This is a genomic window from Brevundimonas sp. (assembly GCF_030682035.1).
In the GTDB taxonomy this organism is placed as follows: Bacteria; Pseudomonadota; Alphaproteobacteria; order Caulobacterales; family Caulobacteraceae; genus Brevundimonas.
This window is the reverse complement of sequence record NZ_JAUXQZ010000045.1, coordinates 151,469-178,074: the sequence shown is the minus strand read 5'-3', so window position 1 is coordinate 178,074 and position 26,606 is coordinate 151,469. Positions and strand designations below refer to the sequence as shown.

The following is a 26,606-nucleotide window of genomic DNA, read 5'->3' as shown; positions in this document are numbered from 1 at the left end:
ATGCGCGCCCCAGCCCTGATTGTCCTGAGCAGCCTGACGCTGGGCGCAGGCGCCTGCGCCACGGTCGAGACCCCGGTGGAGCCCGGCCCCGCAGTCGCCTCAACCGGCGCGCCGGCGCCCGTCGCCAACCATGACTGGTTCTATCACCGCGATGGCGAGGAGGCCCGCCTCGTCTATGGACTGGCGGAGAGCGACGACCTCCGGATGGGCCTGGATTGCAGCGAGGGCAGTGGGCGGCTGGCGCTGAGCGCCGTCGGCGGTCCGGGCGCCAAGCCCGAGATCCACGTGGAGGCGGGTGGCGAGACGGAACGGTTTGCGGCGCGATCCGAACCGTCCGAACTGCATGAAGGCGTCTTCCTCACGGCCGAAGCGGCCACGAACGCGCCGGTGTTCCAGCGCTTCCGGCGGGTCGGCTGGCTGGCCCTGTGGCAGGACGGCGAACGACATGCCTACGCTCCACATCCCGAATCCGCCCCGAATATCGAGCGGTTCTTCGCCTTCTGCGGTTGACGCGACGGCTTCGCTCCGGTGCAGTCCCGCCTGATCCGGGAGAGGGACCTTATGAAACTCGTCATCGGCGCAGGCGCCATCGCCATGCTCGCCGCCGCCGCGGCCCCCGTCGTAGCCAGTCCCGCGCTGGTGCAGGCCGAGGCCGCCCGCAACGCCGAGAACCCGGCCCTGGCCTCGGTGCTGGCGGACTATGAGGCGTATCTGCGCGCCGCGGACCCAATCAGTGCGGGCATGGAGGGCGACCGCACCGCCCTGTCGCGCCTGCCCGATGGCTCGCGCGCCTTCGAAGTGGCGCAGGAGCCCGTGCTCAGGGGGCTCGCCGACCGGCTGGCCGCGATCGACCCCGGCGGGTTGAGCGACGATGACCGGCTCAACCACGCCTTCCTGACCTATGTGCTCCAGCGGTCGCGGGCCCGCATCCCGCTCGACACCGGACGGATCGACGCCTTCAACTCGGAGGGCGGACCGGGACAGGGTCTGGCCTATATCGCCAGCGTCACCCGAATCGCCACCGCCGCCGACGCCGAGGCCTGGATCGCCCGGCTGGAGGCCATGCCCAAAAGCTACGCCGACCCGTTGGCCGCCGCCCGGCGCGGGCTCGAGACTGGACTGGTCCAGCCCCGTTCCATCGTCGAGAACGCCCTGACCCTGATCGAGCCTGAGGCGGCGCTGGCGCCAGACGCCGATCCGCTGCTCAAGCCGTTCCAGACTCTCCCGGCTTCCATCCCGGCCGCCCAGCAGACGGCATTGCGCGAAAGAGCCGCGCGGGCCGTGGCCGACGGAATCATGCCGCAGCGGCGCGAATGGGCGCGGTTCCTGCGCGAGGACTATCTGCCCCGCGCGCCAGATACCCTGGGCCTGGTCCACCGGCCCGGCGGGCGCGAGCTGTACGCCTATCTGGTCCGGGGCTTCACCACGACGGACCTGACGCCCGACGAGGTTCACGCCATCGGCCTGCAGGAGGTCGCCCGTATCCGCGCCCGCATGGACGTAGAAATGCGCGCCGCCGGCTGGACCGGCGACTTCGCCTCCTTCCTCAACTTCCTGCGCACCGATCCGCAGTTCTACGCCACCAGCCGCGAAGGCCTGCTGGAGAAGGCGTCAGAGATGGCCAAGCGGGCCGACGACGGCCTGCCGGCCCTGTTCGGAACCCTGCCCCGCCTGCCCTATGGCGTGCGTCCTGTGCCTCTGGCCATCGAGGCCAACTACACCACCGGCCGCTACAATCAGGGCTCAATGGAGAACGGGATCGCCGGTGGCTATATGGTCAACACCTCCAGCCTGAACCAGCGGCCCCTGTACGAACTGCCCGCCCTGACGCTGCATGAGGCCGTACCCGGCCACCATCTGCAGATCGCGTTGCAGCAGGAGGCCGAGGACGGCCCCTATTTCCGGCGCAGCGTCGATGTCACCGCCTTCGTCGAGGGCTGGGGCCTGTATTCGGAATTCCTCGGCGAGGAGATGGGCTTCTACCGCACCCCCTACGAACGCTTCGGCCGCCTCAGCTACGAGATGTGGCGCGCCTGCCGGCTGGTTTCGGACACCGGCATCCATTGGCTCGGCTGGAACATTGAACAGGCCCGCGCCTGCTTCCAGGACAACTCGGCCCTCGCCCCGTTGAATATCCAAACCGAGCTGCAGCGCTATATCGGCTGGCCCGGCCAGGCTACGGCCTACAAGATCGGCGAGATCAGGCTGCGTGCGATCCGCACCCGGGCCGAGCGCGAACTGGGCGACCGGTTCGACATCCGCCGCTTCCACGACGCCCTGCTCGTCGATGGGCCGCTGCCGATGGGGTTGCTGGACGGGCGGATGGACCGCTGGATCGCGGAAGAGCAGGCGCGGCCCGCCGACTAGGCCAGCCTCAACGTCGCCCGCGCCTTCTTCGTCAGCTTCGCCGCCACGATGCCGTGCGCGATGGCCAGATGCTCGGCCAGTTCGTCGTCGGCCCAGTCGTCGATCTGCGGCAGGTTCACCCATTTGTTGCGCGCCATATAGGGCGCCGGACGGGCGTGGCCGGTCTCGGTCAGCACCTCATAGGCGATGTCGGAGACCTTGAACGAAATGCCGCCCCGCTCGCCGACCATGGCGAACATCTTGCCGCCCACACGATAGGCGTCGTGTTCCTCGCCGAACGGATGGTCCAGCGTCGCCGACGGCAGCGCCAGACAGACCTTGCCCACCCCCGCGCGATCCATGGTCAGGCCTCCACACCCACGCCGATCGGGCAGATCACGCCCGTTCCACCGATGCCGCAATAGCCGGCGGGATTCTTGGCCAGATAGCCCTGATGATAGTCCTCGGCGAAATAATACGGCCCCGCCGCCGCGATCTCGGTCGTGATCGTCCCCCGGCCGGCCTTCGACAGGGCCGCCTGGTAGGCGTCACGTGAGGCCTCCGCCTCCGCCCGCTGCGCGTCGTTCAGCCAGTAGATGGCCGAGCGGTAGGTCGTGCCCACATCATTGCCCTGTCGCATGCCTTGGGTCGGGTCGTGGTTCTCCCAGAAGGCCTTAAGCAGGTCGCCGTAGCTGGTCTCGTGCGGATTAAAGACGACCTGCACCACCTCGGCATGGCCGGTGCGGCCCGTGCAGGTCTCTTCATAGGTCGGGTTGGGCGTGATCCCGCCAGCATAGCCAACCGAGGTGACCCAGACGCCCGGGAGTTGCCAGAAGATCCGTTCCACGCCCCAGAAACAGCCCATGCCGAGGATGGCCGTCTCAAAACCCTCCGGATGCGGCCCCTTTAGCGGACGGCCGCTGACGTAATGCACCTCGTCGGTGTGCAGGGGGGTCGCGCGGCCCGGCAGGGCCTCGGCGGCGGTCGGCATTTCGTGGGTTTTCTGGAACAACATCGCGTGAACTCCGGTCGAACGGTCGTTCTTCCATATGGGGCCTCATGCGCCGCTTGCCGAGGGGGTCCGGGTGTTCTATCAGCCTCGCCTCGCGCCGGATCGACCTCCGACGCGACACGAAGGCCCTTGGGCGACGTCGTGGAAACGGACAGGTGGCGGAGTGGTCGATCGCGCACGCTTGGAAAGCGTGTGTAGGTGAAAGCCTACCGAGGGTTCGAATCCCTCTCTGTCCGCCATCACCTAACCCCTTGTTTATCAATAACAAAAAATAGCATCGGCTTTGGCCCTTCAGCGGGGCTCGAACTGGTGCGATCGCCAGGTGTGGCGGGCGTTTCCCGGCCGCAAACCCTACGAACCCCGGCCCTGCGCCTCTGTCGTCCAAAGATCCGGTGGAGTTTCCCTGCCAAGAGGGAACGCCGCCTACGCTTCACCCCGCCAGCAACCGCCGCTGATCGTCCCAGCACAGCGGGATGGGCGCACCGCGCAGATCCTCCAGGCAAAGACCGGTCTTCTGGCGGCCCTCGAGCAGCGCCGCCTGCAGATCCGGGGCGAGCCAAGCGAGGCGGATCAGCCGCGTTCGTGAACGGTGGGCGGAGCCTGCTGCAGGACCCCGTCCGCATCGGCAAGCTGCGCGAGGCCATTGCCCTGTCGCGGTCGGCTGAGAAGCGGGACGGCGTTGTCGAGGTCGATGGCGCCTATTTCAGCGGCTATGTGAAGCCTGAGAACAAGAAAGCCGACCGCGCCTACTCACCGGACGGCGCTTGCACGAACATGGTCGAGTCCTTCTTCTCGCGCCTTCGCCGGGCCGAGATCGGCACTCACCACCACATCGCCGGCAAGTATCTCGCGGCATATGCGTCGGAAATGGCGTGGCGCGAAGACAACCGCCGGGTCTCGAACGGCGGCCAGTTCGCCCAAATCGTCGCCGCGGCGATGGAAGCCCCGGTGTCCCGCCAGTGGAAGGGCTATTGGCAGCGCCGGGCGGCCTAGGAGGTCGCCTTCAAGAGCGCGAACAGCGCGCCGGCCACGGCGAGCGAGATAACGCCGACCTTGATCGTCATGCGCAGTTCCAACTTCTCAATCTCGTTCCTGATGGCTGCTAATTCGGCTTTCACGGTCTCTCGCTCCTTTGCCAGTTCCTTGGCCAGCGCAGCGGCGAGGGTTTGTGCACCGCCTTCGGCCAAGCCAGCTTTGAGTCCCGCCTTCGTCAGGCGAGCAACCTCAGCCGCGTCCGTCATCTTGATCTCCTAGCCAAGGCGACGGCCTTTGATCGTCGGGGAGGCTCTGATAGAGTCCAGCCGTGATCACGGCCCGCCTCGCCCGGCGGTTTCTATGAACCCCCGGTGCTTCAACACCGGGGGTTCACGCATTTTACCACGGGGCCTGTGACGGCGTCAGAGGGGCGCCGTGGCGCTCCCGACATCATTCGCCAGAGCCCAGCACACATTCGCCTTGTCGTGGCCGACAGCCAAGACCATCCCCCTGTCGCGCATATGGCAGAGGGCATAGCTGGCGCGGTTTCGGATGTTGGTGAAGGTGGCGTCGTCGGGATTGAAACCACGCGCCTGACAGAAACGCTTCGCCACCATGCGGCTCGTGACCGGGACTCCGGTCTCGCGTAGCAGTTCCGGCGCGGCCCGCTGCATCTCGCCCTTGCGGGCGGCGTGATAGGTTGGCAGGCGCACCGGCTTGGCGTCCGCGCCATTGATCTCGGGTGCGAACAGCTTCAGCACCACGTCCAGCGCGTCGATGCCGACTGTTAGCGTCGTGGTCTCGGCCCTGGCGCACTTGAGCCGCGCAACTAGCTGACGCCGCTTTTCGATCAGTCCGGCTACGATGTTCGGGCGTTCCATGACGACGAAAATACCCCCGGAATCCCCAAGGACGCATCATCATATGTGGTGTGTTTGCTACCCAATACCGGAGAACTCACACCCGCCGTTCAGACGACGAGAACGGGCCATGCTGAGGTTCCGGCAGATGAAGACGCTGCAGAAGTTCAGCTCCGTGCACGCCGCCTTCCACAACCACTTCAATCAGGACCGCCACCTCATCAGCAGAGAGACATACAAGGCCCAACGCTCGGCCGCCCTGGCTGAGTGGAAGACGCTCGCCGGGTAGGCGTCGCGTCCCCTACCCTACCTGCGCCTAGTGGAGACAAGTTGTCGTTGGACTGACAGCACCCGCATTGCCCTTCGCTCTATGGCCGGGTATCGAAAGCGTTAGGAGTATCCTTGCCGCCATCGATTCGGACAATCTGTGTCACGCTCTGCGTCGCCTTAGTGGCGGCGTTGGGTCTGCACGCGTCCGCTCAGGCGCAGCATGAAGTCGGCCATTCATCCGGCTGGCCTCCGGTGTCGATGGTCGAGAACGACTATGACGGACATGCCCACAAACATGTCGCCCCGACCGAAAAGGCTCCTGAAGCGCCCGATCAGGACAAGGAGGGGCAACCTACCGGCCATCACCATAGTAGCGTCGAGAAGCCTTCGGCCTCGCCTCCCCTGACCGTGGGCGATCTGCCGACCCAGGCTGGAGTCTCCGAGCACAGCTTCGAGCGAAGCCGCACCTTGGACGATGTCGGCCTCGACGGTCCTGAATACCCTCCAAAGCGGATGCGCCCGGTCGTCTGAACCGGCGCGGCCATTCGGCTGCGCGCAACCCGTTTTCCCGGAGATACCCTTGAATACCCCGATTGCCGGCTCTGCCGGATCGTGGGCGCGTCTGGCGGCCGTTTCGGCGCTGGCGCTCTCACTGGCGGCTCTGCCGTCTCAGGCTGCCGTGGCGCAGGATCCGTCTGGCGCCGCCCAGAACCCACCCACTCTGTCGCTGGAAGGCGCTCTCGCGCGGGCCGTGGAGGTAGATCCAGGCTTGCCCGGCGTGACGGCCCGCGCCCGCGCTGGTGACGCCGCGGTTCGCCAAGCAGACGTCCGCCCCAATCCGACGCTGGGCCTGATGGTTGAGAACCTGCCCACGCTGGGCGGCGGCAACATTATCGACCGGACGGAGACTACGCTGTCTTATGAGCAGCGGTTTGAACGGGGTGGCGATCGGCCGGCGCGTGTGGCCTTGGCTCGCGGCGAATCCGATCTGGTTCAGGCCGAAGCCGCGATCAGCCGACTGGACCGCCTTGAGCAGGTGCAGCGTTCCTGGGCTGAAGCATTGGCCGCCCAGGCCGAACTCGAAATCGCTCGGGAGCGTCTCGCCTTGGCGGAGCGTTTCCAAACCGAGGTGCAGCGCCGCGTGGATATGGCGCGCGATCCCCTGTTCGCCGGCGCTCGGGCCGAGGCCGAACTGGCGCAGGCCCAGATCGACTTCGATCAAGCCGGGATTCTGGCCCGTCTCGCCCGCGCTACCTTGGGACGGTTCTGGATCGGCGCGTCGGATTTCTCTCTCGATCCGGCCGACTTTGAAGACACCAGCGCCGCCCGCGAAGTCGCTGGACCCGCCGCCGAGATCGACCTCGCGGTCTTTGCCGCGCAGCGCGATGTCTCCTTGGCTAGGGTCCGAGTGGAACAGGCGCGCGCTACCCCTGACGCCACGATAAGCGTCGGCGTCCGCCACTTCTGGGAGGGTCAAGACGTCGGCCTGGTGGTCGGAGGGTCTATCCCGCTTGGCCGTTACGACCGAAACGAAGGCGCCATCGACCGTGCAAGGTTCGAAGGCGTCGCCGCCGAGGCCGACATGGCGGCGCTCCGGCAGGAACGCGAACGCGAGATCGCCCGCCTCCAGGTCCTTTTGGCCTCCAGGGCGTTCGAAGCACAGCGCATCGCCAATGAAACGCTGCCCCAGGCCGAACGCGCCGTGGCCCTCGTCCGCGACGGCTTCGCGCGCGGCGGCTTCACCTACAACGACGTCATTTCCGCCCAGACCGCGCTTCTCGCCACCAAGGCCCGACGCGTCGCCGTTCTCAAACAGTTCCACACAGACCGCGCCCGCCTTGACCGGCTGACTGGCGCGCACGCCGACCTGCTCGGCCTGGAGGCTCGCTCATGATCCGTCACACCCCATCGCGGCGCGTCATCGCCGCCTCCTTGCTGGCGCTCGCCGTCAGCGTCTCGGCCTGCGGCCAGGGTGGAGAGGCGAAGAAGGCGGAGGGCGAGGCCGCCGTCGGCGACTACGAACGCGGTCCGCACAACGGGCGTCTGCTGCGCGACGGCGACTTCGCCTTGGAGATCACCATCTTCGAGGAAGGGCCCGAGCCGCTGTACCGGCTGTATCCCTATCTGAACGACAAGCCTCTCGATCCGCGTCTGGTCCAGGCCACGATCGCTCTCACGCGACTGGGGCCAAAGATCGATCGCTTCGCCTTCACGCCGACCGCAGACTATCTCGCGAGCCCCACGGTGGTGGTGGAACCGCACTCGTTCGACGTCTCAGTGGCGGCGACCCATGCTGGCAAGCGCTCGACTTGGACCTATCCGTCCTATGAGGGCCGGACGGTCATCACCGCCGACGCCGCCCGGGCCGGCGGGGTGACGACACAAAGAGCCGGCGGGGCCTTGCTGGGCGAGAGTCTCCCGCTCAGCGGCCGTGTCGAGATCACGCCCGAGGGACAGAGCGAAGTCCACGCGCGATATCCAGGGCGGGTGGTGGCGATGAATGTCCAGCTGGGCCAACGCGTCTCGCGCGGTCAGGTGCTGGCGCGCGTCGAGTCCAGCGAAAGTCTGCAGACCTATTCAGTCACGGCCCCGATTTCGGGGATGATCACGGCCAAGAACGTCAACCCCGGAGCCATAACGGGCAACGGTGAGCCAATGCTGACAATCGGGGATCCGACCCGGTTGCACGCCGAGTTCTCTCTCTATCCACGCGATGCCGAAAGGGTTCGGGTCGGCCAGCGGGTCGAGATCACCAGCCTGGCGGGGGAACATCGCGCGCTCGGCGTCATCGAGGCGGTGCTGCCGTCCAGCGACCCCATGAGCCAGACCCTGGTCGCCCATGTCGAACTGCCCTACCAAGGCGGCGTCTGGCGGCCGGGCCTGGGGGTCCAAGGCACGGTCCAGGTCGGTCAGGGCGAAGTGCCGCTGGCGGTCCAGACCAAGGCCATTCAGCCCTTCCGCGATTTCCAGGTCGTCTACGCCAAGGTCGGCAACACCTATGAGGTGAGAATGCTGGAGCTCGGCCGCCGCACGCCGGAGTGGACGGAGGTGCTGGGCGGTCTCGAGCCCGGCACCGAATACGTCGTCGACGGCGCCTTCCTCATTCGCGCGGACATCGACAAGTCCGGCGCGAGCCATGACCACTAGGGGGAGCGCACACCATGCTTGAACGTATTGTCGCGCTTTCGATTCGCTTCCGCTGGGGAGTGATGGCGCTCGTCCTTCTGGCTTGCGCGGTCGGTGTCTGGAGTTTCCAGCGCCTGCCGATCGACGCCACGCCGGACATCACCAACGTCCAGATCCAGATCAACACCGAGGCTCCCGGCTATTCGCCGCTTGAGGCCGAGCAACGGATCACCTTCCCTGTCGAGACGGCCGTCGCGGGCGTGCCGGGCCTACAATACACCCGCTCGGTCTCGCGCTACGGACTGAGCCAGGTCACCGTTATCTTCGAGGACGGCACCGACATCTATTTCGCGCGCCAGCTGGTCAACGAGCGTCTGCAGAACGCGCTCGGCCAGTTGCCACCCGGCGTCACACCCGAACTGGGCCCGATCGCCACGGGGCTGGGTGAAATCTTCATGTACACGATCGACGCCGCGCCGAACGCCCGTCGACCGGATGGCCAGCCCTATACGACCGAGGATCTGCGGACCCTTCAGGACTGGGTGATCAGGCCCCAGTTGCGCAACACCAAAGGCGTGACCGAGGTCAACACGATCGGCGGCTATGAGCGTCAGTATCACGTCACTCCCCAGCCTGATCGTCTCTCCGCTTACGGCGTTACCATGGCTGAGGTCGTCGACGCGCTGGACAACAACAACGCCAATGTCGGCGCGGGCTATGTCGAACGCTACGGCGAACAGTATCTCATCCGCGTGCCGGGCCAAGCGTCGACGACCGAGGATCTGGGCAATGTCGTCATCGCCACGCGAGGCGGGGTTCCGATCCGCGTGATGGATGTCGCCGACATCGACATGGGCGAGGAGCTGAGGACCGGTGCGGCGACTGAGGACGGCCGCGAAACCGTGCTCGCCACCGTTCTGATGCTGGCGGGCGAAAATAGCCGCGTGGTGGCCCGGGCCGCCGCCGTCAGCCTCGAGGAAGCCGCGAAGGCTTTGCCCTCGGGGGTCACGGCCTCGCCCGTCTATGACCGGACGGACCTGGTCGATCGCGCGATCCACACGGTCGAGAAGAACCTGCTGGAAGGAGCCCTGCTGGTCATCGTCGTGCTGTTCCTGCTTCTGGGGAACATCCGCGCGGCCCTGATCACGGCGGCGGTCATCCCTGTGACCATGCTGATGACGATCACCGGCATGGTGCAGACCGGCACCTCGGGCAACCTGATGAGCCTCGGCGCGCTCGATTTCGGCCTGATCGTCGATGGCGCCGTCATCATCGTCGAGAACTGTCTGCGCCGGTTCGGCGAGGCCCAGCATCGCCTCGGCCGCATACTGACCCGAGAAGAACGGTTCGATCTGGCGGCCTCGGCTTCCAGCGAGGTGATCCGGCCATCGCTGTTCGGAGTGATGATCATCACCCTCGTCTATGTACCAATCTTCGCCCTGACCGGGGTCGAGGGCAAGATGTTCCACCCGATGGCGATCACCGTCGTGATCGCCCTGACGGCGGCCCTGCTGTTGTCGCTGACCTTCGTGCCGGCGGCCGTCGCCATGTTCGTCACGGGCAAGGTCGAGGAGAAGGACAGCTTCGTGATGCGCTGGGCGCGGGTTGGCTATCAACCGGCGCTGGACTTCGCGCTGAAGACACGGGGCCTGATGATCGGCGTCGCGATCGTTCTTGTCGCTTTGGCGGGCTTCGGCGCGTCCCGGATGGGGTCGGAGTTCATCCCCAACCTCGACGAGGGAGACATCGCCATGCACGCATTGCGCATCCCCGGCACAAGTCTGAGCCAGGCCATCCAGATGCAGACCGCGCTCGAGGCCCGAATCGCGCGGTTCCCGGAGGTCGAGCGGGTCGTCGCCAAGATCGGCACGGCCGAGGTCGCGACCGATCCGGTGCCGCCTTCGGTCGCCGACACCTTCATCATGCTGAAGGATCGATCCGACTGGCCCGATCCAAGAAAGCCGCGCGGCCAGCTGGTCGAAGAGATGGAAGCTGCGGTGAACGAGATTCCCGGCAGCAAATACGAGTTCACCCAACCGATCCAGATGCGGTTCAACGAACTGCTCTCGGGCGTGCGCGCCGACGTCGCCATCAAGATTTTCGGTGACGACCTCGACGAACTGCTGAGACTTGGAGCCGAGATCGAAGGCATCGTCTCTAGTGTGGAAGGATCGGCTGATCCGCAGACCGAACAGGTCACGGGCCTCCCGGTCCTGCAGATCACGCCCAACCGGGTCGCCATGGCCCGGCTCGGATTGAGCGTGAACGACGTCCAGTCGGTCATCTCCACCTCGATGGGCGGCACAACGGCAGGACAGATCTTCGAGGGCGATCGGCGTTTCGACGTCGTCGTCCGCCTGCCCGAGGCTCTGCGGGCCGACACCGACGCCATCGGCCGCCTGCAGATTCCCCTGCCGGCGAGCGAGGGGCAGGCGCGACAGTTCGTGCCCCTGGCCGAGGTGGCGACGATCGAGCTCACGGTGGGTCCCAACCAGATCAGTCGGGAGAACGGCAAGCGCCGCATCGTGGTGACGTCCAACGTTCGCGACCGCGACCTGGGCTCGTTCATCGGTGAGGTTCAGCAACGGGTCGAGGCCGAGGTGGCGGTTCCGGCCGGCTACTGGATCACCTACGGCGGCACCTTCGAACAGCTGATCTCGGCGGCCAAACGGCTTCAGGTCGTGGTGCCGGCGGTGCTGCTGCTGATCTTCGGTCTCCTGTTCGCCCTGTTCCGCTCCTGGAAGGACTCGGCCATCGTCTTCTCCGGCGTGCCCTTGGCGCTTACCGGCGGGGTGGCCGCCTTGATGTTGCGTGATCTACCGCTGTCGATCTCGGCCGGCGTGGGCTTCATCGCCCTGTCCGGCGTAGCCGTGCTTAACGGCGTCGTCATGGTAAGCTTTATCCGGGGCCTGATCGAGGAGGGCAAGCCGATCCCCGAAGCCATCCGCGAAGGCGCGCTGACCCGGTTGCGGCCGGTGCTGATGACCGCCCTGGTCGCCAGCCTGGGCTTCGTGCCGATGGCGCTCAATGTCGGGACCGGGGCCGAGGTGCAGCGGCCTCTGGCCACGGTGGTCATCGGCGGGATCATCTCATCGACCTTGCTGACCCTGCTCGTGCTCCCAGCACTCTACAGCCTGGTACACGGCCGCGACGGACCTGCGGATCGTCCTCGTCCCGCCTGGCTCGATCACCTGCCATTCCGCGTCAAGCGGAGGCGTACTTGAAGCCAAACCGTCCGGCGACGGCGACGGCCACCGACGCGGCTCCGGCTGCGGCGGTGGACGGGCTGCCCGCCAACCTGCTGTCCCTGACCAGTATCCGGTGGTTCTTGTCCCCTTCCCGTCTGGGACGCGGGCGTCTTACTGGCGATCACGAATCTGGCTGCTTTCGCCCTTCGCTATCTCTCGGAACAACCCCCGCGCTCGATCGCGCGCTCCTGCTGGCTTCTCGCCCGCCCCTCCCTCCGAATCCTCCCCAACCCCCGAAAAGGTCCTCATGACAGTGGCATACCGACACGACCCTTGGTCGTGGCTCAAATCACCCACGATGGCGCTGGCAGCCGTACTTCTGTTCTTCCTGCTCGACGGAGCCTTGAGTCAGGCTCTCGCCCATGGCGTCGCCGAGGGCGACAAGGGCTACATTCAGGAAACCTCTGGCATCGTCTTCTGGCCCTTCGTTTATCTGGGGGCCAAGCACATGGTCACCGGCTACGACCACTTGCTGTTCCTGTTCGGCGTGATCTTCTTCCTCTATCGGATGAAGGACATCTCCATCTACGTGACGATGTTCGCCATCGGCCACTCGACCACGCTTCTGCTCGGCGTGCTGATGGACGTCAGCGTATCCAGCTACCTCGTAGACGCCATCATCGGGCTTTCCGTCGTCTATAAAGCGCTCGACAATCTGGGGGCATTCCAGCGGTGGTTCGGCGTTCAGCCCAACACCAAGGCCGCGACCCTCATCTTTGGGCTGTTCCACGGCTTCGGCCTGGCGACCAAGCTGCAGGACTTCGAGCTTTCGCCGGACGGCCTGTTCGTCAATCTGGTGGCCTTTAACATCGGCGTCGAGATGGGCCAGCTTTTGGCCCTGGGCGCCATCCTCATCGCCATGGGCTTCTGGCGCAAAACCGGCAGTTTCTGGCGTCACGCCTACGCCGTCAACGTCGTCCTGATGACCCTCGGTTTCGTCCTGACGGGCTATCAGCTTGTCGGTTATTTCGTCCTCTAATCGGAGATCTGAACCATGTACAACGCCAACAAACCCACTGCCTCCGAGCTGCCCTCCACGCGCAAGCTGCTGAAATCGACCGGGATCGCGGTGGTCGTCGCCGCTGGCCTGCTCGTCACCATCGTCATGCCAGCCGAGTATGGCGTCGATCCGACCCGCGTCGGCTCGGTATTCGGCCTGACCGAAATGGGGCGGATCAAAGTCTCCCTGGCCGCCGAAGCCCAAGCTGAAGAAGCGGCGGCGGCCACCGCCGCGGTCCCGGCTTCCAGCCCGGAGACGGCCCCGACCGCCCTCACGCCGGCCACTCCAGTCCCCGGCAATCCGGTGCCGGGGACTCCGGCCGCCCCCGTCGCGGCTCCGGCGGAAGCGGCGACGCAGGCCGGCGTGCGCTCCGACCGGACCGTCCTGACCCTCGCTGCCGACCAAGGCGCCGAGATCAAGCTGGTGATGCAGGAAGGGGCAACAGTGCGCTTCACTTGGTCCAGCAGCGGGGGCCGCGTGAATTATGACACCCACGCCGATCGACCGGGCCTGTCCTATCACGGCTACAACAAGGGGTCGGCCGAACGGCTTGAAGGGGAATTGACGGCGGCCTTCACCGGTAGCCATGGTTGGTTCTGGCGCAACCGCACCGGCGAGCCCATGACCATCACCTTGATCACCGAGGGGGCCTATAGCGAGGTCAAGCGGGTGGTGTGATCACCCCGCTTCCCGTCTCCGGTGTCCAGTCCATGGACATCGGAGGCGAAAGTTCGTCGCCCCAGTGATTTGCAAAAGGGTGTCCCCCTCCCCAACCGCGCAGGGCTTGCTCCCCTTACGCGCTAGTCTAGACCTCTCGGCCGACTTGGGGACCGTGACTATGCGTGTGATGATGGTCAAGACGGGGCTCGCCAAAGATCACGTCGAAAGCCTGAACCTGCCCCCGGGAACCGATGGCCAGACGGGCTTTGAAATCGTGCGGCGGCTGAAGGCCCTCGACGGACCGCAGGACCCGGCCCGACCGGACGAAGGTGAAAATTTCGCTGGCGCCCCCGGAGCGACGCGTGGTGACGATGATATCGTCGGCGCCCGGCAGAGGCCCGATTTCAGCGGATATCTGGAAATGTGCAGGCGTCCTCGGTTCGGTTATACCGAACACCAGGATGCCATGATCCGTAGGGATGCGGCGGACGGCTTGGTGCTGCAAGGTCATCGCAGCCTCACAAATATTTCGTGATGGTCTTGAACTCAGCCATCGCTTGACGAGCTTCGACCGGTTCGCCACTGGCGGCATGGGCCAGACAGTGATCGATGTGGTCGTGGATGAGCGCGTTTTTAGCTGCGGCCACGGCTTTCTCGATCGCATGGAGTTGTTGGGCAAGATCCACACAGGTTCGACCGCCCTCGATCATGATGATCGTCTTTCGAAGATGGCCTTCCGCCCTCCGTAATCGATTGACGATCTTGGGGTGGGTCTCGTGCACCACATGTACCATGCTGAATATGCTATCCCCCTGGAGGGGATATGGCTAGTCTGTGCGAACATTTAGCCTACTTCCCAGAAAGCGCGCGCCTGCTGATGTTCTCGCCCCTCCGACACGCCGGATATCGGCATCTGTTCGCGGCCCAGGTCGCCGCCCTGCTCGGCACGGGCATGGCCACGGTCGCGCTGGGCCTTCTCGCGCATGATCTGGCCGGGGCCAATGCGGGCGAGGTGCTCGGCGCGGCCCTGGCCATCAAGATGGTCGCCTATATCGGCGTGGCGCCGTTCGCGAGCGCATTGGTCGCACGGCTGCCCAGGAAGACGCTACTGGTGGCGCTGGACGTTGTGCGAGCCGGTATCGCGATCACCCTCCCGTTCGTCGGCGAGGCTTGGCAGATTTATGCCTTAATGACGGTGCTCTACGTCGCCTCGGCGGCCTTCACTCCGGCCTTCCAAGCCATGATCCCGGATTTGCTTGAGGACGAGGCCGAGTACACCAAGGCTCTGTCACTGTCGCGGCTGGCGGCTGATCTGGAGAGCGTGGCCAGTCCTGTGGCCGCGGCCGTACTGCTGGCGTTCATCAGCTACAACAACCTCTTTGTTGGCACCGCCCTGGGATTTGTCGTCTCGGCCCTGTTCGTGATCACCGCAAGCTTGCCGCTGCTCAGCAAGATTCAGCCCAAGCCTTTCCTGCAGCGTTTGACGGGCGGCATCCGACTGTTCGCCCTGACGCCTCGGCTTCGCGGTCTGCTAGCGATCAGTTTGGCGACCTCGGCTGGGGGCGCGATGGTCTTCGTCAACACCGTGGTGCTCGTCCAGTCCGGCTTCGGACTGTCGGGCCAAGCGGCTGCCTGGGCGCTCGCCGCCTTCGGAAGCGGCTCGATGACGGCGGCGGTGGTCCTGCCGCGCCTGCTTGTCCGTCTGAGCGACCGGACGGCCATGGTGATGGGGGCGGGCCTGATGACCGCCGCGCTGCTGGCCGGACCGTGGATCGCGGTCAGCTATCCCGCGCTGCTGGCGCTATGGGTGATCATGGGCTTCGGGTACTCGCTGACAATCACCCCTGCGGGACGGGCGCTTAGGCGATCGTCCACGGCGCAGGATCGGCCGGCCTTGTTCGCGGCCCAGTTCGCCCTGTCCCACGCCTGCTGGCTGGTCGCCTATCCGGTCGCCGGCCTGGTCAGCGCGGCGGCGAACCCCGGCGCGGCCTTCCTGGTGCTCGCGGCCCTGTGCGCGACCGGGGGCGTACTGGGCCTGCTGATCTGGCCCGCCCACGATCCCGAAAACCAAATCCACGCCCACATGGGACTCGCGCCGGACGATCCTCACCTGGCTGATGGATCGAGGGCGGATCAGACTGCGACACACGCCCATCCCTTTGTGATCGATGAGCGTCATGACCGTTGGCCGAAAGCGAAGCCTTGAGCTTGCCTTGGGGTCGGCCCTTCAGACTCCCGGAACTCGTGACTCCCGCTAGCCCGGTCGCCATGGCCAAATCGAGCAACCCGTTCCGCGACTTTGACAGTTCGCCGGAGGGCTCTGTCAGCCCAAACTTAGCTTGACGGTAAGCAGGACCGGCTCATACCAAGTCTCAGTTTTCGGGACGTCGCGGAACTCTTGGCCCAGCGCGGCCGCTCCGTCCACGCCGCATTCCGGACGACGGCAACCGTCAGAATTTCCAGCCGAGGCGGACGCTGATCATGCGGGGTCGGTTGGGTACGATATAGGTCCTGGCGCCGCAGACCTGTTCCGCGCATTGGGCATAGCGATACAGACTGGCTCGCTCATCGGTGAGATTGCTGACGGCCAGCGTCGCGGACCAGACATCGCTGGCCACGCCGGCCGACAGGTCGGCCGTCGTATAGGCGGGCTGCTCGCCGATGATCGCGCGCTCGATCAGCCGCAGGTCGGTCCAGTTCTCGCCGACATAGACCACTGATCCCTGGACGAAGCCGTCGAGGCTGCCGACCGGAAACTCATAGCGGGCGGTCATATTGCCCTTGAGTTTGGGCGTGACCGGCAGCTCGGTGCCTTCGGGGGCCTGCGGGGTCGGGCAGTTGGTTTCCGGCGACCCATCCGGCGCGAGGAATCCGCAATAGTTCTCGGACAGCTCGGCGTCGGTATAGGCCACCGCCCCCGACAGGGTGAAGTCAGGCGTCAGCCGCCAGACGACGTCGCTTTCGGCCCCCATGACGCGGGCCTGGGCGGCGTTCTTGATCTCCGTCAGCCCGTTCGATCCGAGGATGGAGAACTGGAAATCCTCCCAGCGCAGCGCGTAGACCGCCCCATTCCAGCGCAGGCTGCCATCCATCCAGGTGGTCTTCCACCCCATTTCATAGTTGGTCAGGAAGTCCGAATCATAGGGCGGCAGGCTGCCGCGCCGGTTGATGCCGCCAGGCCTGTAGCCGGTTGACCAGGTGGCGTAGACCATGCGGTCGTCGTCGATCTTGTAAGTCAGGTTCAACCGGTGGGTCGAGCCGCTCTCCTCGACGCTCTTGTCGAGATTGGTGCATGGCGAATCCGGCACGATCGGACCGGAGAAGCAGGAACCCTCGCCCAGGGTGGCGCTGTATCCGGTGCCGAAGCCGAAGAAGCCGCGCAGGGAATTCTCGGACTTGAACAGCCGCAGGCCACCGGTCAGGGTGAGCCGGTCTGTGAGATCGTAGGCGAGTTCACCGAACACCGCCGAATCATCGTCCTCGCGGACCTGTTGAGTGAGCCAGAGCGTGTCGGCCTGGCCGGTGACCTCCAGCGAGGGGACCGTTCCACCGGGTCCGGCCAGGCCGTCGATCCGGTACTTCTGTTCGATGTCGTGGGTCTGCTGCTGGTAGAACAGGCCGACAACGGCGCGCAGCCGGGCGTCCGCTGGCGACGACAGCCGGATCTCGTGGCTGTTGCGTTGGTACTGGTCCGCGCCCTGGATATATTGCGAAGGATTGTCGAGCGGCGTGCCGGAATCGTCGGTCCAGTAGGCCCCATAGCCCGCCAGCGTGTCATAGAAGAAGGAATAGTCAGAGTAGTCCTGCTGTATCTCGTCGTTGCGGTTCATATAGGCGCCCGCATAGACGAGATCCCAGTTGCCGACCCGACCGGTGACAGTGAGCGCCGCCTGGTACCAGCGGTCCTCGAGCGTCTCGGGATAGAAATGGCTGGCGTTCAGATCGCCCTTGGCCGGGTCGTAGGACCAGTTGCCATTGCTGTCGGCGCTCTGACCCATCAGGGACGCCGTGGCCGTCCAGGTATCGTCCAACTCGATCCGAAGCGCGGCGCGACCGCCGATCACGGTGGAGTCGTTGTAGTCCTCCTCGACCCGGCTGGCGTTGTTGATGGTCGCACCCGAGGTCGGATAGGTGAGGGTTCCGGGCACGTTGTCGATATAACCGGCGTCCTGGCGGTACCAGCCGACGACACGGGCGGCGATGCGGTCGCTGATCGGCAGGTTGACGAAGCCCTCGACGCTGCCACCGGCGCCGCCGTGGGCCACGGAGTTGGCCTCGACGTCGATCTGACCATACCGGCCGGCGAAGTCAGGCTTGTTGGTGATCAGACGGATCGTTCCGGCCTGGGAGCTGGCCCCATAGAGGGTGCCCTGCGGCCCGGCCAACGCCTCGACCCGGTTCATGTCGTAGACATTGATGTCCAGCGGCCCCTGGATGGTCGTGATGGGTTGTTCGTCGAGATAGACGCCGACGCTTGGCAGGGACCCCGAATGGTTGCCGTCCCCGCCGCTGGCGATGCCGCGCATATAGACGCCCGAGAAACCCGGGGCGACCGTCTGGTAGGAAACGCTGGGCAGCAGTTTGACGTAGTCGTTGAAGTCCGAGACCCCCATCTGCTCAAGCCGCTCGTTGCCGAGCGCCTGGATGCTGATGGGCACGTCCTGCAGATTCTCATCGCGCTTCTGGGCGGTGACGATAATGTCGTCGATCGCGGTTGTGCGCTCGGCGTCCTGGGCCATGGCGGCCGGCGCCCCGGCCAGCATGGTGGTGCCCATCAGGGCCGCCGACCAGAATGCGCCCCGCACCCCCGTACCCAATTTCATCTTGACCATCTCAGCCCCCCGACGACTCACAGGGCCAGTTGCTCTGGTTCCGGGGGGAGATGTCAATATTGCAAATTTGCCCCGGTCGAACGGGTGCGTTCCGCCCGGACCTGTGGCCCGAACACGGACGCCTCCTGCCTACTGACGCCAGTTCCGCCGGGTCTCGCCAAGGGCCGCTTCCAGGGGCTCCAGCCAGGCCTGGTAGTGGCGCCACTGCTCGAGAGCATCGGTGAAGATCGGGCGCCGCACCTGTTCGGAGCTCGCTGTCCGAACAGCGCGCTCGGTCTCGTGGAACCGCAGGCAGGCCGCCTCAAAGGGGAGGCCGCAATGATCCAACAGGGCGCGGGTCTGCCCCTCCGGATCGGCGATCATGTCCTCATAGATCACCCGGTGCACGCGGCCAGACAGGACCTCGTCGAAATGCCGCATCAGGGCGACATAGTCGGAATAGTAGCGGCCCAGGTCGACGAGGTCGTAGGAGAAGTTCTGGCCGCGCGCGAAATGCTGTTTGAAGGCGGAAAAGCAGCCGGCCATCGGGTGTCGTCGGGCGTCGATGATCTTCGCCTTCGGCAGGATCAGATGGATCAGCCCGACATGGGCGAAATTGTTTGGCATCTTGTCGATAAAGAACGGACGATCCGTCTTCCGGTGCACCCGGGTCCGCGCGACGTATTCTTCGCCGAGGGCTGAAAGGTCTGCGCCGTCGAGCTCCGCCAGACTCTCGGGGTAGGCCGTGGCCCCTCTCCCCTCAGACCCGCCGCCCAACCGTCGCGCCAGCGAGATGATGTCGGGCAGTTCCTGGGTTCCCTCCACCGCCGAATGGCTCGACAGGATCTGTTCGATCAAGGTTGAACCGGCCCGTGGCAGACCCACGACGAAGATCGGATCCGGCGCCGGACAGCCCGCCCCGGCTTTGCGGGCCAGCAAGTCCGGGGTGAACACGGCGCGGGACCGCTCCATGTGCGAGGTCGTGGCGGCGGCGTCATAGCGCTCGCGCGCTCGACGCAGTCCAGCCCCCTGCTGGTAATGGTTGAACGAGGAACGATAGCTTCCGGCATCCTCGAACGCCTTGCCGAGCGTATAGGCCAGATGAAGCCGATCCTCGTCGGAGATGTCCGGACGGACCAGCTGACGTTCCATCTCGGCGACGTCGGCGGACGTAAAGACCAGGGTTTTGAGATTGGCCAGACTCCACCAGGCCTCTCCCATATGAGGAGCAAGGGCCGCAGCGCGGCGATAGGCGTCAATGCACTCGGCCTGACGCCCGACGGTCTTGAGCGCATGGCCGAAGCTCAGCCAGACCCGGGGTTGATCCGGAAGCGCCTTGAGTAGCGAACTCCAGATCGCGATGGCCTCGTCATAGTCGCCCACCCGGCCGAGCGCAGCGGCCTTGAGATTCAGATAGGTGGGGCGGTCCGGTTCGAGGCTCAGTAGCTGCTCGATCTGCGCCAATGCCGCGACAGCCTTGTTCTGGCGGTAGAGGACGGTCGCATAGTTGTGCCGCGCGGGAGCGAAGCCCGGGGCCAGTTCGACGCAGCGCTCCAACAGACGTTCGGCGTCGTCAAGCCGACCGAGCCGACCCCCGGTTTCGGCGAGCATCCGGATCGCAGGAACATTGAACGGATCTCGCTTGAGATAGTCCCTCAGCAGGCGTTCAGCGATGGCCAGACGATTGTCAGCCAGCGCCGCGCCGGCTTCGAGCAGGATCGGATCTGAAACCGATGAACGGATCTCCTCGGCGGTGGCGACCGCCGCACCCGTGTCATCTCCGCCCATAGCCAATTGTTCGGCCAGAGCGCGCCAAGCGGAGGTCAGACCCGGATCCAGTGTCACGGCGCGTTTCAGGGCAGCGATGGCGGTATTGCCTTGGCCCAGGTCGGTCAGTGCGAGTCCGATCGCAGCATGAAGCGGCCCCCAGTCGGGCCGGGTCGCCAACAGCGGCTCCAGGGCCGCCAGAGCGGCCTCCGGCGCCCCCCGTCGGCGCCGGGCTGAAGCCAGCAGAACCAGTGCTTCCGCTTCATCTGGGTAGAGTCGGAGGATCTCGTCTGCCTGGGCCTCCGCGAGCCTTGGGTCGTCGGACATCAAACGATATCCATGCGCAAGCGCCGTCGTCAGATCGGCGCTGCCGGCCGGGCCCGGATCGGCCGCTGACATCATCATTGCTCCCCGCTATCGCCTCGGCGGCGTTGTCAGACTGACGGTGCGAAGCCGAACCGTGCCCTACGTCGGCCGCCTCAGGCAACCGCGGCGGCGGCGCTGTCGGCCCAAAACTGGCCACCCGGCGATCTGACCCGCCCAGCGTCTTGGCTATGGCCCAAATTTGATGGCCCGCACCGGATCGTCTCGTAGCTGACGTCGATCCCCGCTGCGCCAGAAGCTCCTCACGTCGCGGAAACTCAGGCTGAACCGGAAACAGAGCCACGCCGCATGTCGGATGACATCCGCCGGAAATCTATCGCGCTTGAACGAGATCGGCTCCACGAAACATCATCCCTGTCAGTGGCTTATGCCGCTCTATGTGGAGACAGGTTAGCGTTAGCCTGACAGCATCCCTCCCTGCCCGGCTCGCAAACATCGTGCGTTCGAGAAGCCGGATTGCAGATCAAATCGCGCCGTCGCGCGCGCCCTCAAATCTCATCGACAGCCGAACGCAAATGCTCACCCACCGTCCGCGCGTGGCCCAGCAGTTCGGTATTGTCGATAGCGCTCATCGAGGCGGCGGGGTCGACGGCGAACACCTCGACGCCGCAATCGGTCTGCTGGACGACGACGTTGCAGGGCAGCATGACCCCGACGTGCGGCTCCATATTCAGGGCTTCGTGGGCCATGACGGGGTTGCAGGCGCCGAGGATGCGGTAAGGGCGGAAATTCTCCCCGATCTTCGCCTTGAGCGTGGCCTGGACGTCGATCTCGGTGAGGACGCCGAAGCCGTGCTTTTGAAGCGCCGCGCGGGTGCGCTCGACGACGGCCTCGAAGTCGCCCTCGATCGTGCGGGCATGGAAATAGGTCATGATGTCTGGTCCTCGGGTTTATCGCGGTAGATGTCGCATAGCAGGGCGATGAGGCGGGCCGCGGCTGGATCGGAGATGCCGTAGTAGATGGTCTGGGCCTCGCGTCGCGGAGCGATGACGCCGGCTATGCGCAAGCGGGCGAGATGCTGCGAACAGGCTGACTGCGACAGGCCCGCATAGCCGGCCAACTCACCGACCGCGCACTCACCTTCGCTCAGCCGGCACATCAGCATCAGTCGCTGCTCGTTGGCGAACAGCCGCAACAGCCGGGCCGCGGGAGCGGCGCTGGCCTCGAGCTCGGCGAGGGCGGCGGCGTTCGGCATAGGCAAGGCGTCGATCATGGCGTCTCTTCCGCGGGCCCGGGCGCAGCCAGGGGCCGACCGTCGTCCTTCAACGCGATATAGATGGCCGGGATCACCAGCACCGTCAGAATCGTGGAGGAAATCAGACCGAACAGCAGGGAAATCGCCAATCCCTGGAAAATCGGATCGAACAGAATGACCGCAGCGCCGATCATGGCGGCCAGGGCGGTGAGCAGGATGGGCTTGAAGCGGATGGCGCCCGCCTCCAGCAGAACCTCGCGCAGCGGCCGTCCCGGTGTTCGGGCGTGGCGAATGAAGTCGACCAGCAGGATCGAGTTTCGCACGATGATCCCCGCCAGGGCGATGAAGCCGATCATCGAGGTGGCGGTGAAGGGCGCGCCGAACAGCATGTGGCCGATGACGATGCCGATCAGGGTCAGGGGGATGGGCGTCAGGATCACCAGCGGAATGCGGAAATCCTTGAACTGGGCGACGACCAGAACATAGATCCCCAGCAGGGCCACGCCGAAGGCGGCGCCCATGTCGCGGAAGGTCACCCAGGTGATCTCCCATTCGCCGTCCCACAGCACGGTGGGGACCGTCTCGTCCGTCGGCTGGCCGTTGAGGCGAACCTCGGGACGCGGCAGCCCCTTCCAGTCGTGGGCCTTGATGGCCGCGTCGATGGCCATGATGCCGTAGATCGGGGCTTCGAACTGGCCGGCCAGTTCGGCGGTGACCATCTCCGCGGCCCGGCCGTCGCGGCGATAGACGGGCCAGCCGGCCAGCTCGCGCCGGGCCTCGACCACCTCGCCCAGTTCGACCAGCCGCCGGCCGCCGTCGATCGTGGTCATGGCAACGGGCATGACAGCCATCTGTTCGTTCCAGGTCCGGGCCGACTGCGGCAGGCGCACGGCGATCTCCAGAGGGGTCCGCTCGTCTCCGCGCTCGGCGTAGCCGAGCACCTGGCCGCCCATGACGGCGGCGATGGAGTCGTGCACCTCGCGTTCGGACAGGCCGAATCGCTCGATCTTCTCGCGGTCCGGGATCAGGCGCAGGACCGGACGGCGGACGCCGTAGCTGTTGTCCACGTCGACCACCGAGGGCTCGGCCCGGAACAGGGTCTCCAGTTCGGCGGCCACGGCGCGGCGGGTGGCGGGATCGGGGCCGTAGACCTCGGCCAGCAGGGTCGCCAACACCGGCGGTCCCGGCGGGGCCTCGACCACCTTGATTGAGGCCCCCGCCGGCAGCGGCAGGTCGGCCAGACTGCGGCGCAGGTCGAGGGCGATGGCGTGGCTGCTGCGGCTGCGTTCACCCTTGGGGGCCAGCATCACCGCAAGGTCGCCCTGCTCGGCCCCGGCGCGCAGGAAATAGTGGCGCACCAAGCCGTTGAAGTTGAACGGCGCGGCGGTTCCGGCATAGCTTTCCAGCGACTCGACCTCGGCCAAGGTCCCGGCCACGGCGGCGGCCCCGGCCAGGGTGCGTTCGGTGGTCTCGAGGCTGGTCCCTTCGGGCATGTCCAGCACGACCTGCAGCTCGGACTTGTTGTCGAACGGCAGCAGCTTCACCGGCACGGCCCGGAAGCCGAACATCGACATGGCGAGCAGGGTGGCGACACCGACCACGATCAGGAAGGTCCAGGCGCTGCGGCGCGAGCGGATCACGGGCGTCGCAACCTTGCGATAAAGGCGGCCCAGCATCCCCTCCCCGTGCTCGTGACCCGTGTCTCCGGCCAGGGTCTTGCGGGCCAGACGGATCATCAGCCAGGGCGCGATGACCACGGCGACGAAGAAAGAGAAGACCATGGCCGCCGAGGCGTTGACCGGGATCGGCGCCATATAGGGGCCCATCAGACCCGAGACGAACAGCATGGGCAGCAGGGCGGCGACCACGGTCAGGGTGGCGACCACGGTCGGGTTGCCCACCTCGGCCACGGCCTCGACGGTGGCCTGGGCGCGGCTGCGGTCGTCATTCATGGCCCAGTGGCGGGCGATGTTCTCGATCATCACGATGGCGTCGTCGACGAGGATGCCGATCGAGAAGATCAGGGCGAACAGGCTGACGCGGTTGATGGTGTAGCCCATCAGGTTGGAGGCGAAGAGGGTCAGCAGAATGGTCGTGGGGATCACCACTGCCGTCACGCCGGCCTCGCGCCAGCCGATGGCGAAACCGATCAGGATAACGATGGAGATGGTGGCGAGGCCGAGGTGCATGAGCAGCTCATTGGCCTTTTCATTGGCCGTCTCGCCATAGTCGCGAGTGACCACGACCTCGAGGCCGTCCGGAATCAGCGTGCCCTTCAGCGCCTCGACCCGCTGCATCACCCCATGGGAGACCACCACGGCGTTGGCCCCCTGGCGCTTGGCCACGGCCAGGCTGACGGCCGGGGTCCGGCTCCAGCCGTCGCCGACGCGCGCGTAGTGGGCGGCCCGGGCCTGATCCTCGCGCGGGGCCTGAACGACGGTCGCTACGTCGCGCAGATAGACCGGCTCGCCGGCCATAGAACGGACCGTCAGCAGGGCCGCATCGTCGGGCGTGGCCAGCCGTTCGCCGGAGCGCAACGACACGGCCTGGCCCTGGTCGCGGAAGGCGCCGGCGGGGAAGCTGCGGTTGGCCTGGGCCACAGTCTCGAGGATGGAGGACAGCGCCACGCCGCGCGCGGCCATGCGGGCGGGATCGGGCTCCACCCTGATCTCGGACGGGCGGCCGCCGACGACGAAGGTCAGGCCGACGTCCTCAACCTTGCTGATCTCGGTGCGCAGGCGGGCGGCGACGTCGTAGAGGGCCTGATCGCTCCAGCGCGCGGCGGCGGCGGCGCGGGGTGTCAGGGTCAGGACCACGGCCGGAACGTCATTAATGCCCCGGGTGACGATCTGCGGCTCTGACACGCCCGTGGGAATGGAGCCGTAGTTGGCGCGCACCTTCTCGTGCACGCGAACCGCCGCGTCGTCGGGGTCCGAGCCGACCACGAAACGGGCGGTGACCATCACCCGGTCGTCCTGTACCTGGGTGTAGACGTGCTCGACGCCGTCGATGCTGCGGACGATGGCTTCCAGCGGCTTGGCCGCCAGTTCGGTCGCGTCGGCGGCGCTCAGCCCGGGGGCTGCGACCATGATGTCGACCACGGGCACGCTGATCTGCGGCTCCTCCTCGCGGGGGATCGACAGCACGGCCATCAGGCCGACGGCGATCGCCGCCAGCAGTATCAGGGGGGTCAGGGGCGAGTTGAGCGTGGCGCGAGTCAGCCGCCCGGAAAGGCCGAGGTTCATCGGGTGGGCTCCGGGGCCAGCACCACATCGCCGGCAGCGAGACCCGACAGGACCTCGACACGATCCGCACCGGCGGGGCCGCCCAACTGGACCGGCGCCTCGCTAACGTGGCCGGCGCGATCGACGGTGCGGACGAAGTCGATGCCGTAGCGGCTGGCGACGACGCGGCGGGGAATTACCAGCGCGCGCCGCTGACCCACCGGCACCTGGACGGTGACGCGCTGTCCAACCCGGTCGCTGTTCAAGCCGGGCACCGAGATGTCCGCGATGGTCTGGCCGGCGGTGGTGGCCGGATAGACCTGGGCGATGGTCCCCGCGCTGACGCCGGGCAGGTCCTCGGACGAAATGATGACGCCTTGGCCGACCCGCAGGTTGCGACCCTGGGCCTCGGGCAGTTCAAGTCGCAGGACCAGCGGTCCGGCGGTGATGGTGGCGACTGACTGTCCGGCGTTAACCACCGAACCGGCGGGCACGTCGGCGGCGAGCACCCGCCCGGACGTGGGGGCCAGGATGCGGCCCTGGGCCCCGGTCTCGGCGCTGGCCGAGCGCACGGCGCGCGCCGCCCTGACCTGTGCGTCGGCGGCCCGCGAGGCGGCCACGGACTGGTCGAGCCGGGCCTGGGCGTAGATGCCTTTGTCGAACAGGGTCTGGATGCGCGACAGGTCAGCCCGGGCCCGCGCGGCCTCGGCCTCGGCCGCCGCGACCTGAGCACCATAAGCCGCCGTCTCGAGCCCGACCCGGTTGTCGGTGACCAGGCCGATGATCTGGCCCTGACGCACCGTATCGCCTTCACGCACGTTCAACTCGCTGAGCGTACCCGGAATGCGGGCCCGCGCCTCGCCGAGATCGCGCGAGGCCACCACGGCTGAGGCCGGCTTGACCGCGTCGATCATGGCTTCGGTCACGGTCAGGCGCTCGCCCCGCGCAGGCGCGGTCACCACGACCTCGGGCTCTCCGCCGCAGGCCGACAATCCGCCGACCAGAAGGACGGCGGCGAGGGCGGCGAACAGGGCCGTGGGCGTCTTCATCCGAGAATCCTTATGTAAGGTTGCTCTAATATTATATCATGCTAATATGAATGCAAGCCTGAGGTCTGTGCACAGGGCGCCGATTCCCGGCCTTGTTCGGAACAAGGCGCGGCGGACCCCGTTGGCGCAGGATTGAGCATCGGGGACAGCTCAAGGAGTTTGCGCATGGAACGGCCCACCATCATCATACCGGGCGCAGGCCTGGGCCGCGCCATCGCCGCGTTTGATCTGCGGCACGTCCCGCGTGAACGCGCGCGGATCGTAATGGCGTCGAAGGGCGACAACTTTCATTTCAACCCTTTGGTGGCGGTGAACGGGCGCAAGCGCGAAGCCATCGAGGTCAAGGTCCGCAGGGGCCAGGCCGAGCGGCTCTACGAAAAGCTGGCCCTCGATCTGATCGGCGCCCACAAGCTGCGCCGCACCACCCGGTCCACCCCCGTACAGGAGCCGAGAGCATGAGCCTCGACCGCGCCGTCATGATGTTCGCTGGCTTCATGGTGCTTGTCAGCCTGGCGCTGACCCACTGGGTGCATCCGACATGGATTTGGCTGACGGTCTTCATCGGCCTGAACCTGCTTCAGGCCTCGATCACAGGCTTCTGCCCAGCCGCCATGCTGTTCCGACGGCTGGGCGTGCGGCCGGGAACGGCGTTTCGTTGAGGATCGAGAAAGCTGCTGGA

24 protein-coding genes, 1 tRNA gene and 1 pseudogene are annotated in these 26,606 nt (G+C 66.2%); 15 read left to right on the top strand and 11 right to left on the bottom strand.

All coding sequences use genetic code 11. The features are described from left to right. Positions 1–510 carry a hypothetical protein gene (locus tag Q8K49_RS13580; protein ID WP_305306616.1) on the top strand — a complete coding sequence of 170 codons (510 nt, stop codon included), beginning with the start codon at positions 1–3 and terminating at the stop codon, positions 508–510. 51 nt (positions 511–561) lie between these two features. Next, complete coding sequence (locus Q8K49_RS13575) at positions 562–2,367, top strand: DUF885 family protein (protein WP_305306615.1); 1,806 nt, start codon at positions 562–564, stop codon at positions 2,365–2,367. Here the strand turns inward: Q8K49_RS13575 and Q8K49_RS13570 are convergent. Further along, a complete protein-coding gene (locus Q8K49_RS13570; protein ID WP_305306614.1) occupies positions 2,364–2,708 on the bottom strand; it encodes an MmcQ/YjbR family DNA-binding protein in 345 nt (114 codons plus the stop codon). The two genes, Q8K49_RS13575 and Q8K49_RS13570, sit on opposite strands and share 4 nt — an antisense overlap. A gap of 2 nt (positions 2,709–2,710) precedes the next feature. Further along, positions 2,711–3,361, bottom strand: coding sequence for a peptide-methionine (S)-S-oxide reductase MsrA (msrA, locus tag Q8K49_RS13565; RefSeq protein WP_305306613.1), 651 nt, complete (start codon positions 3,359–3,361; stop codon positions 2,711–2,713). Between the two features lie 146 nt (positions 3,362–3,507). Here msrA and Q8K49_RS13560 point away from each other — a divergent pair. Beyond that, positions 3,508–3,597, top strand: a tRNA-Ser gene (locus tag Q8K49_RS13560). Between the two features lie 334 nt (positions 3,598–3,931). Further along, positions 3,932–4,351 (top strand): annotated as a pseudogene (locus Q8K49_RS13555) (transposase); the annotation flags it as partial. On the opposite strand, the gene Q8K49_RS13550 reads toward Q8K49_RS13555, so the two are convergent. Further along, positions 4,348–4,599 carry a hypothetical protein gene (locus Q8K49_RS13550; protein ID WP_305306612.1) on the bottom strand — a complete coding sequence of 84 codons (252 nt, stop codon included), beginning with the start codon at positions 4,597–4,599 and terminating at the stop codon, positions 4,348–4,350. The pseudogene Q8K49_RS13555 and the gene Q8K49_RS13550 sit on opposite strands and share 4 nt — an antisense overlap. Before the next feature lie 156 nt (positions 4,600–4,755). After that, on the bottom strand, positions 4,756–5,214 hold the full coding sequence (locus Q8K49_RS13545; protein WP_305306611.1) for a hypothetical protein: 459 nt from the start codon (positions 5,212–5,214) through the stop codon (positions 4,756–4,758). Between the two features lie 109 nt (positions 5,215–5,323). On the opposite strand from Q8K49_RS13545, the gene Q8K49_RS13540 reads away from it, so the two are divergent. From Q8K49_RS13540 to Q8K49_RS13505, 8 genes are all read left to right on the top strand, one after another. Next, positions 5,324–5,482: a hypothetical protein gene (locus Q8K49_RS13540; protein WP_305306610.1), complete on the top strand. Its 159-nt coding sequence runs from the start codon at positions 5,324–5,326 to the stop codon at positions 5,480–5,482. 113 nt (positions 5,483–5,595) lie between these two features. Beyond that, a complete protein-coding gene (locus tag Q8K49_RS13535; protein WP_305306609.1) occupies positions 5,596–5,994 on the top strand; it encodes a hypothetical protein in 399 nt (132 codons plus the stop codon). Between the two features lie 49 nt (positions 5,995–6,043). Continuing rightward, positions 6,044–7,357: a TolC family protein gene (locus Q8K49_RS13530; protein ID WP_305306608.1), complete on the top strand. Its 1,314-nt coding sequence runs from the start codon at positions 6,044–6,046 to the stop codon at positions 7,355–7,357. After that, a complete protein-coding gene (locus tag Q8K49_RS13525; protein WP_305306607.1) occupies positions 7,354–8,610 on the top strand; it encodes an efflux RND transporter periplasmic adaptor subunit in 1,257 nt (418 codons plus the stop codon). The genes Q8K49_RS13530 and Q8K49_RS13525 overlap by 4 nt, the downstream gene beginning before the upstream one ends. Before the next feature lie 14 nt (positions 8,611–8,624). Further along, positions 8,625–11,813, top strand: a complete 3,189-nt coding sequence (locus Q8K49_RS13520; protein ID WP_305306606.1) for an efflux RND transporter permease subunit — start codon at positions 8,625–8,627, stop codon at positions 11,811–11,813. A 322-nt stretch (positions 11,814–12,135) separates the two neighbouring features. Further along, positions 12,136–12,816: a HupE/UreJ family protein gene (locus Q8K49_RS13515; RefSeq protein WP_305306605.1), complete on the top strand. Its 681-nt coding sequence runs from the start codon at positions 12,136–12,138 to the stop codon at positions 12,814–12,816. Positions 12,817–12,831: 15 nt separating this feature from the next. Then, positions 12,832–13,515, top strand: a complete 684-nt coding sequence (locus tag Q8K49_RS13510; RefSeq protein ID WP_305306604.1) for a transmembrane anchor protein — start codon at positions 12,832–12,834, stop codon at positions 13,513–13,515. 160 nt (positions 13,516–13,675) lie between these two features. Then, positions 13,676–14,032 (top strand): hypothetical protein, encoded by a 357-nt coding sequence (locus Q8K49_RS13505; protein WP_305306603.1) that lies wholly within the window; start codon positions 13,676–13,678, stop codon positions 14,030–14,032. On the opposite strand, the gene Q8K49_RS13500 is transcribed toward Q8K49_RS13505, so the two are convergent. After that, on the bottom strand, positions 14,016–14,291 hold the full coding sequence (locus Q8K49_RS13500) for a metal-sensing transcriptional repressor (protein WP_305306602.1): 276 nt from the start codon (positions 14,289–14,291) through the stop codon (positions 14,016–14,018). The two genes, Q8K49_RS13505 and Q8K49_RS13500, sit on opposite strands and share 17 nt — an antisense overlap. A gap of 83 nt (positions 14,292–14,374) precedes the next feature. Between Q8K49_RS13500 and Q8K49_RS13495 the strand changes: the two genes are divergently transcribed. Beyond that, positions 14,375–15,703 (top strand): MFS transporter, encoded by a 1,329-nt coding sequence (locus Q8K49_RS13495; protein WP_305306601.1) that lies wholly within the window; start codon positions 14,375–14,377, stop codon positions 15,701–15,703. 244 nt (positions 15,704–15,947) lie between these two features. Here the strand turns inward: Q8K49_RS13495 and Q8K49_RS13490 are convergent, their stop codons facing one another. The 6 genes from Q8K49_RS13490 to Q8K49_RS13465 form a co-directional block, all read right to left on the bottom strand. Continuing rightward, entirely contained in the window at positions 15,948–18,320 is a 2,373-nt protein-coding gene (locus Q8K49_RS13490) for a TonB-dependent receptor (RefSeq protein WP_305306600.1), read from the bottom strand. Positions 18,321–18,458: 138 nt separating this feature from the next. After that, positions 18,459–20,474: a sulfotransferase gene (locus Q8K49_RS13485; RefSeq protein ID WP_370867784.1), complete on the bottom strand. Its 2,016-nt coding sequence runs from the start codon at positions 20,472–20,474 to the stop codon at positions 18,459–18,461. Positions 20,475–20,947: 473 nt separating this feature from the next. Continuing rightward, the gene (locus Q8K49_RS13480; RefSeq protein ID WP_305306598.1) at positions 20,948–21,331 is read right to left on the bottom strand and encodes a DUF302 domain-containing protein; all 384 of its coding nucleotides are present in this window, start codon (positions 21,329–21,331) and stop codon (positions 20,948–20,950) included. Beyond that, complete coding sequence (locus Q8K49_RS13475; RefSeq protein ID WP_305306597.1) at positions 21,328–21,672, bottom strand: helix-turn-helix transcriptional regulator; 345 nt, start codon at positions 21,670–21,672, stop codon at positions 21,328–21,330. Before Q8K49_RS13475 ends, Q8K49_RS13480 begins: the two co-directional genes overlap by 4 nt. After that, a complete protein-coding gene (locus tag Q8K49_RS13470) occupies positions 21,669–24,899 on the bottom strand; it encodes an efflux RND transporter permease subunit (RefSeq protein WP_305306596.1) in 3,231 nt (1,076 codons plus the stop codon). The genes Q8K49_RS13475 and Q8K49_RS13470 overlap by 4 nt, the downstream gene beginning before the upstream one ends. After that, positions 24,896–25,927 carry an efflux RND transporter periplasmic adaptor subunit gene (locus Q8K49_RS13465; RefSeq protein ID WP_305306595.1) on the bottom strand — a complete coding sequence of 344 codons (1,032 nt, stop codon included), beginning with the start codon at positions 25,925–25,927 and terminating at the stop codon, positions 24,896–24,898. Before Q8K49_RS13465 ends, Q8K49_RS13470 begins: the two co-directional genes overlap by 4 nt. 165 nt (positions 25,928–26,092) lie before the next feature. On the opposite strand from Q8K49_RS13465, the gene Q8K49_RS13460 reads away from it, so the two are divergent. After that, positions 26,093–26,386, top strand: a complete 294-nt coding sequence (locus Q8K49_RS13460) for a hypothetical protein (protein ID WP_305306594.1) — start codon at positions 26,093–26,095, stop codon at positions 26,384–26,386. Beyond that, positions 26,383–26,586, top strand: coding sequence for a DUF2892 domain-containing protein (locus Q8K49_RS13455; protein ID WP_305306593.1), 204 nt, complete (start codon positions 26,383–26,385; stop codon positions 26,584–26,586). The genes Q8K49_RS13460 and Q8K49_RS13455 overlap by 4 nt, the downstream gene beginning before the upstream one ends. Positions 26,587–26,606: the final 20 nt, after the last annotated feature.

Excerpts from the sequence above, each read along its gene's own strand:
- Q8K49_RS13580 (WP_305306616.1), top strand. The coding sequence starts at position 1 with ATGCGCGCCCCAGCCCTGATTGTCCTGAGCAGCCTGACGCTGGGCGCA.
- Q8K49_RS13575 (WP_305306615.1), top strand. The coding sequence starts at position 562 with ATGAAACTCGTCATCGGCGCAGGCGCCATCGCCATGCTCGCCGCCGCC.
- Q8K49_RS13570 (WP_305306614.1), bottom strand. The coding sequence starts at position 2,708 with ATGGATCGCGCGGGGGTGGGCAAGGTCTGTCTGGCGCTGCCGTCGGCG.
- msrA (WP_305306613.1), bottom strand. The coding sequence starts at position 3,361 with ATGTTGTTCCAGAAAACCCACGAAATGCCGACCGCCGCCGAGGCCCTG.
- Q8K49_RS13550 (WP_305306612.1), bottom strand. The coding sequence starts at position 4,599 with ATGACGGACGCGGCTGAGGTTGCTCGCCTGACGAAGGCGGGACTCAAA.
- Q8K49_RS13545 (WP_305306611.1), bottom strand. The coding sequence starts at position 5,214 with ATGGAACGCCCGAACATCGTAGCCGGACTGATCGAAAAGCGGCGTCAG.
- Q8K49_RS13540 (WP_305306610.1), top strand. The coding sequence starts at position 5,324 with ATGCTGAGGTTCCGGCAGATGAAGACGCTGCAGAAGTTCAGCTCCGTG.
- Q8K49_RS13525 (WP_305306607.1), top strand. The coding sequence starts at position 7,354 with ATGATCCGTCACACCCCATCGCGGCGCGTCATCGCCGCCTCCTTGCTG.
- Q8K49_RS13520 (WP_305306606.1), top strand. The coding sequence starts at position 8,625 with ATGCTTGAACGTATTGTCGCGCTTTCGATTCGCTTCCGCTGGGGAGTG.
- Q8K49_RS13515 (WP_305306605.1), top strand. The coding sequence starts at position 12,136 with ATGGCGCTGGCAGCCGTACTTCTGTTCTTCCTGCTCGACGGAGCCTTG.
- Q8K49_RS13510 (WP_305306604.1), top strand. The coding sequence starts at position 12,832 with ATGTACAACGCCAACAAACCCACTGCCTCCGAGCTGCCCTCCACGCGC.
- Q8K49_RS13505 (WP_305306603.1), top strand. The coding sequence starts at position 13,676 with ATGCGTGTGATGATGGTCAAGACGGGGCTCGCCAAAGATCACGTCGAA.
- Q8K49_RS13500 (WP_305306602.1), bottom strand. The coding sequence starts at position 14,291 with ATGGTACATGTGGTGCACGAGACCCACCCCAAGATCGTCAATCGATTA.
- Q8K49_RS13495 (WP_305306601.1), top strand. The coding sequence starts at position 14,375 with ATGTTCTCGCCCCTCCGACACGCCGGATATCGGCATCTGTTCGCGGCC.
- Q8K49_RS13490 (WP_305306600.1), bottom strand. The coding sequence starts at position 18,320 with ATGAAATTGGGTACGGGGGTGCGGGGCGCATTCTGGTCGGCGGCCCTG.
- Q8K49_RS13485 (WP_370867784.1), bottom strand. The coding sequence starts at position 20,474 with ATGTCAGCGGCCGATCCGGGCCCGGCCGGCAGCGCCGATCTGACGACG.
- Q8K49_RS13480 (WP_305306598.1), bottom strand. The coding sequence starts at position 21,331 with ATGACCTATTTCCATGCCCGCACGATCGAGGGCGACTTCGAGGCCGTC.
- Q8K49_RS13475 (WP_305306597.1), bottom strand. The coding sequence starts at position 21,672 with ATGATCGACGCCTTGCCTATGCCGAACGCCGCCGCCCTCGCCGAGCTC.
- Q8K49_RS13470 (WP_305306596.1), bottom strand. The coding sequence starts at position 24,899 with ATGAACCTCGGCCTTTCCGGGCGGCTGACTCGCGCCACGCTCAACTCG.
- Q8K49_RS13465 (WP_305306595.1), bottom strand. The coding sequence starts at position 25,927 with ATGAAGACGCCCACGGCCCTGTTCGCCGCCCTCGCCGCCGTCCTTCTG.
- Q8K49_RS13460 (WP_305306594.1), top strand. The coding sequence starts at position 26,093 with ATGGAACGGCCCACCATCATCATACCGGGCGCAGGCCTGGGCCGCGCC.
- Q8K49_RS13455 (WP_305306593.1), top strand. The coding sequence starts at position 26,383 with ATGAGCCTCGACCGCGCCGTCATGATGTTCGCTGGCTTCATGGTGCTT.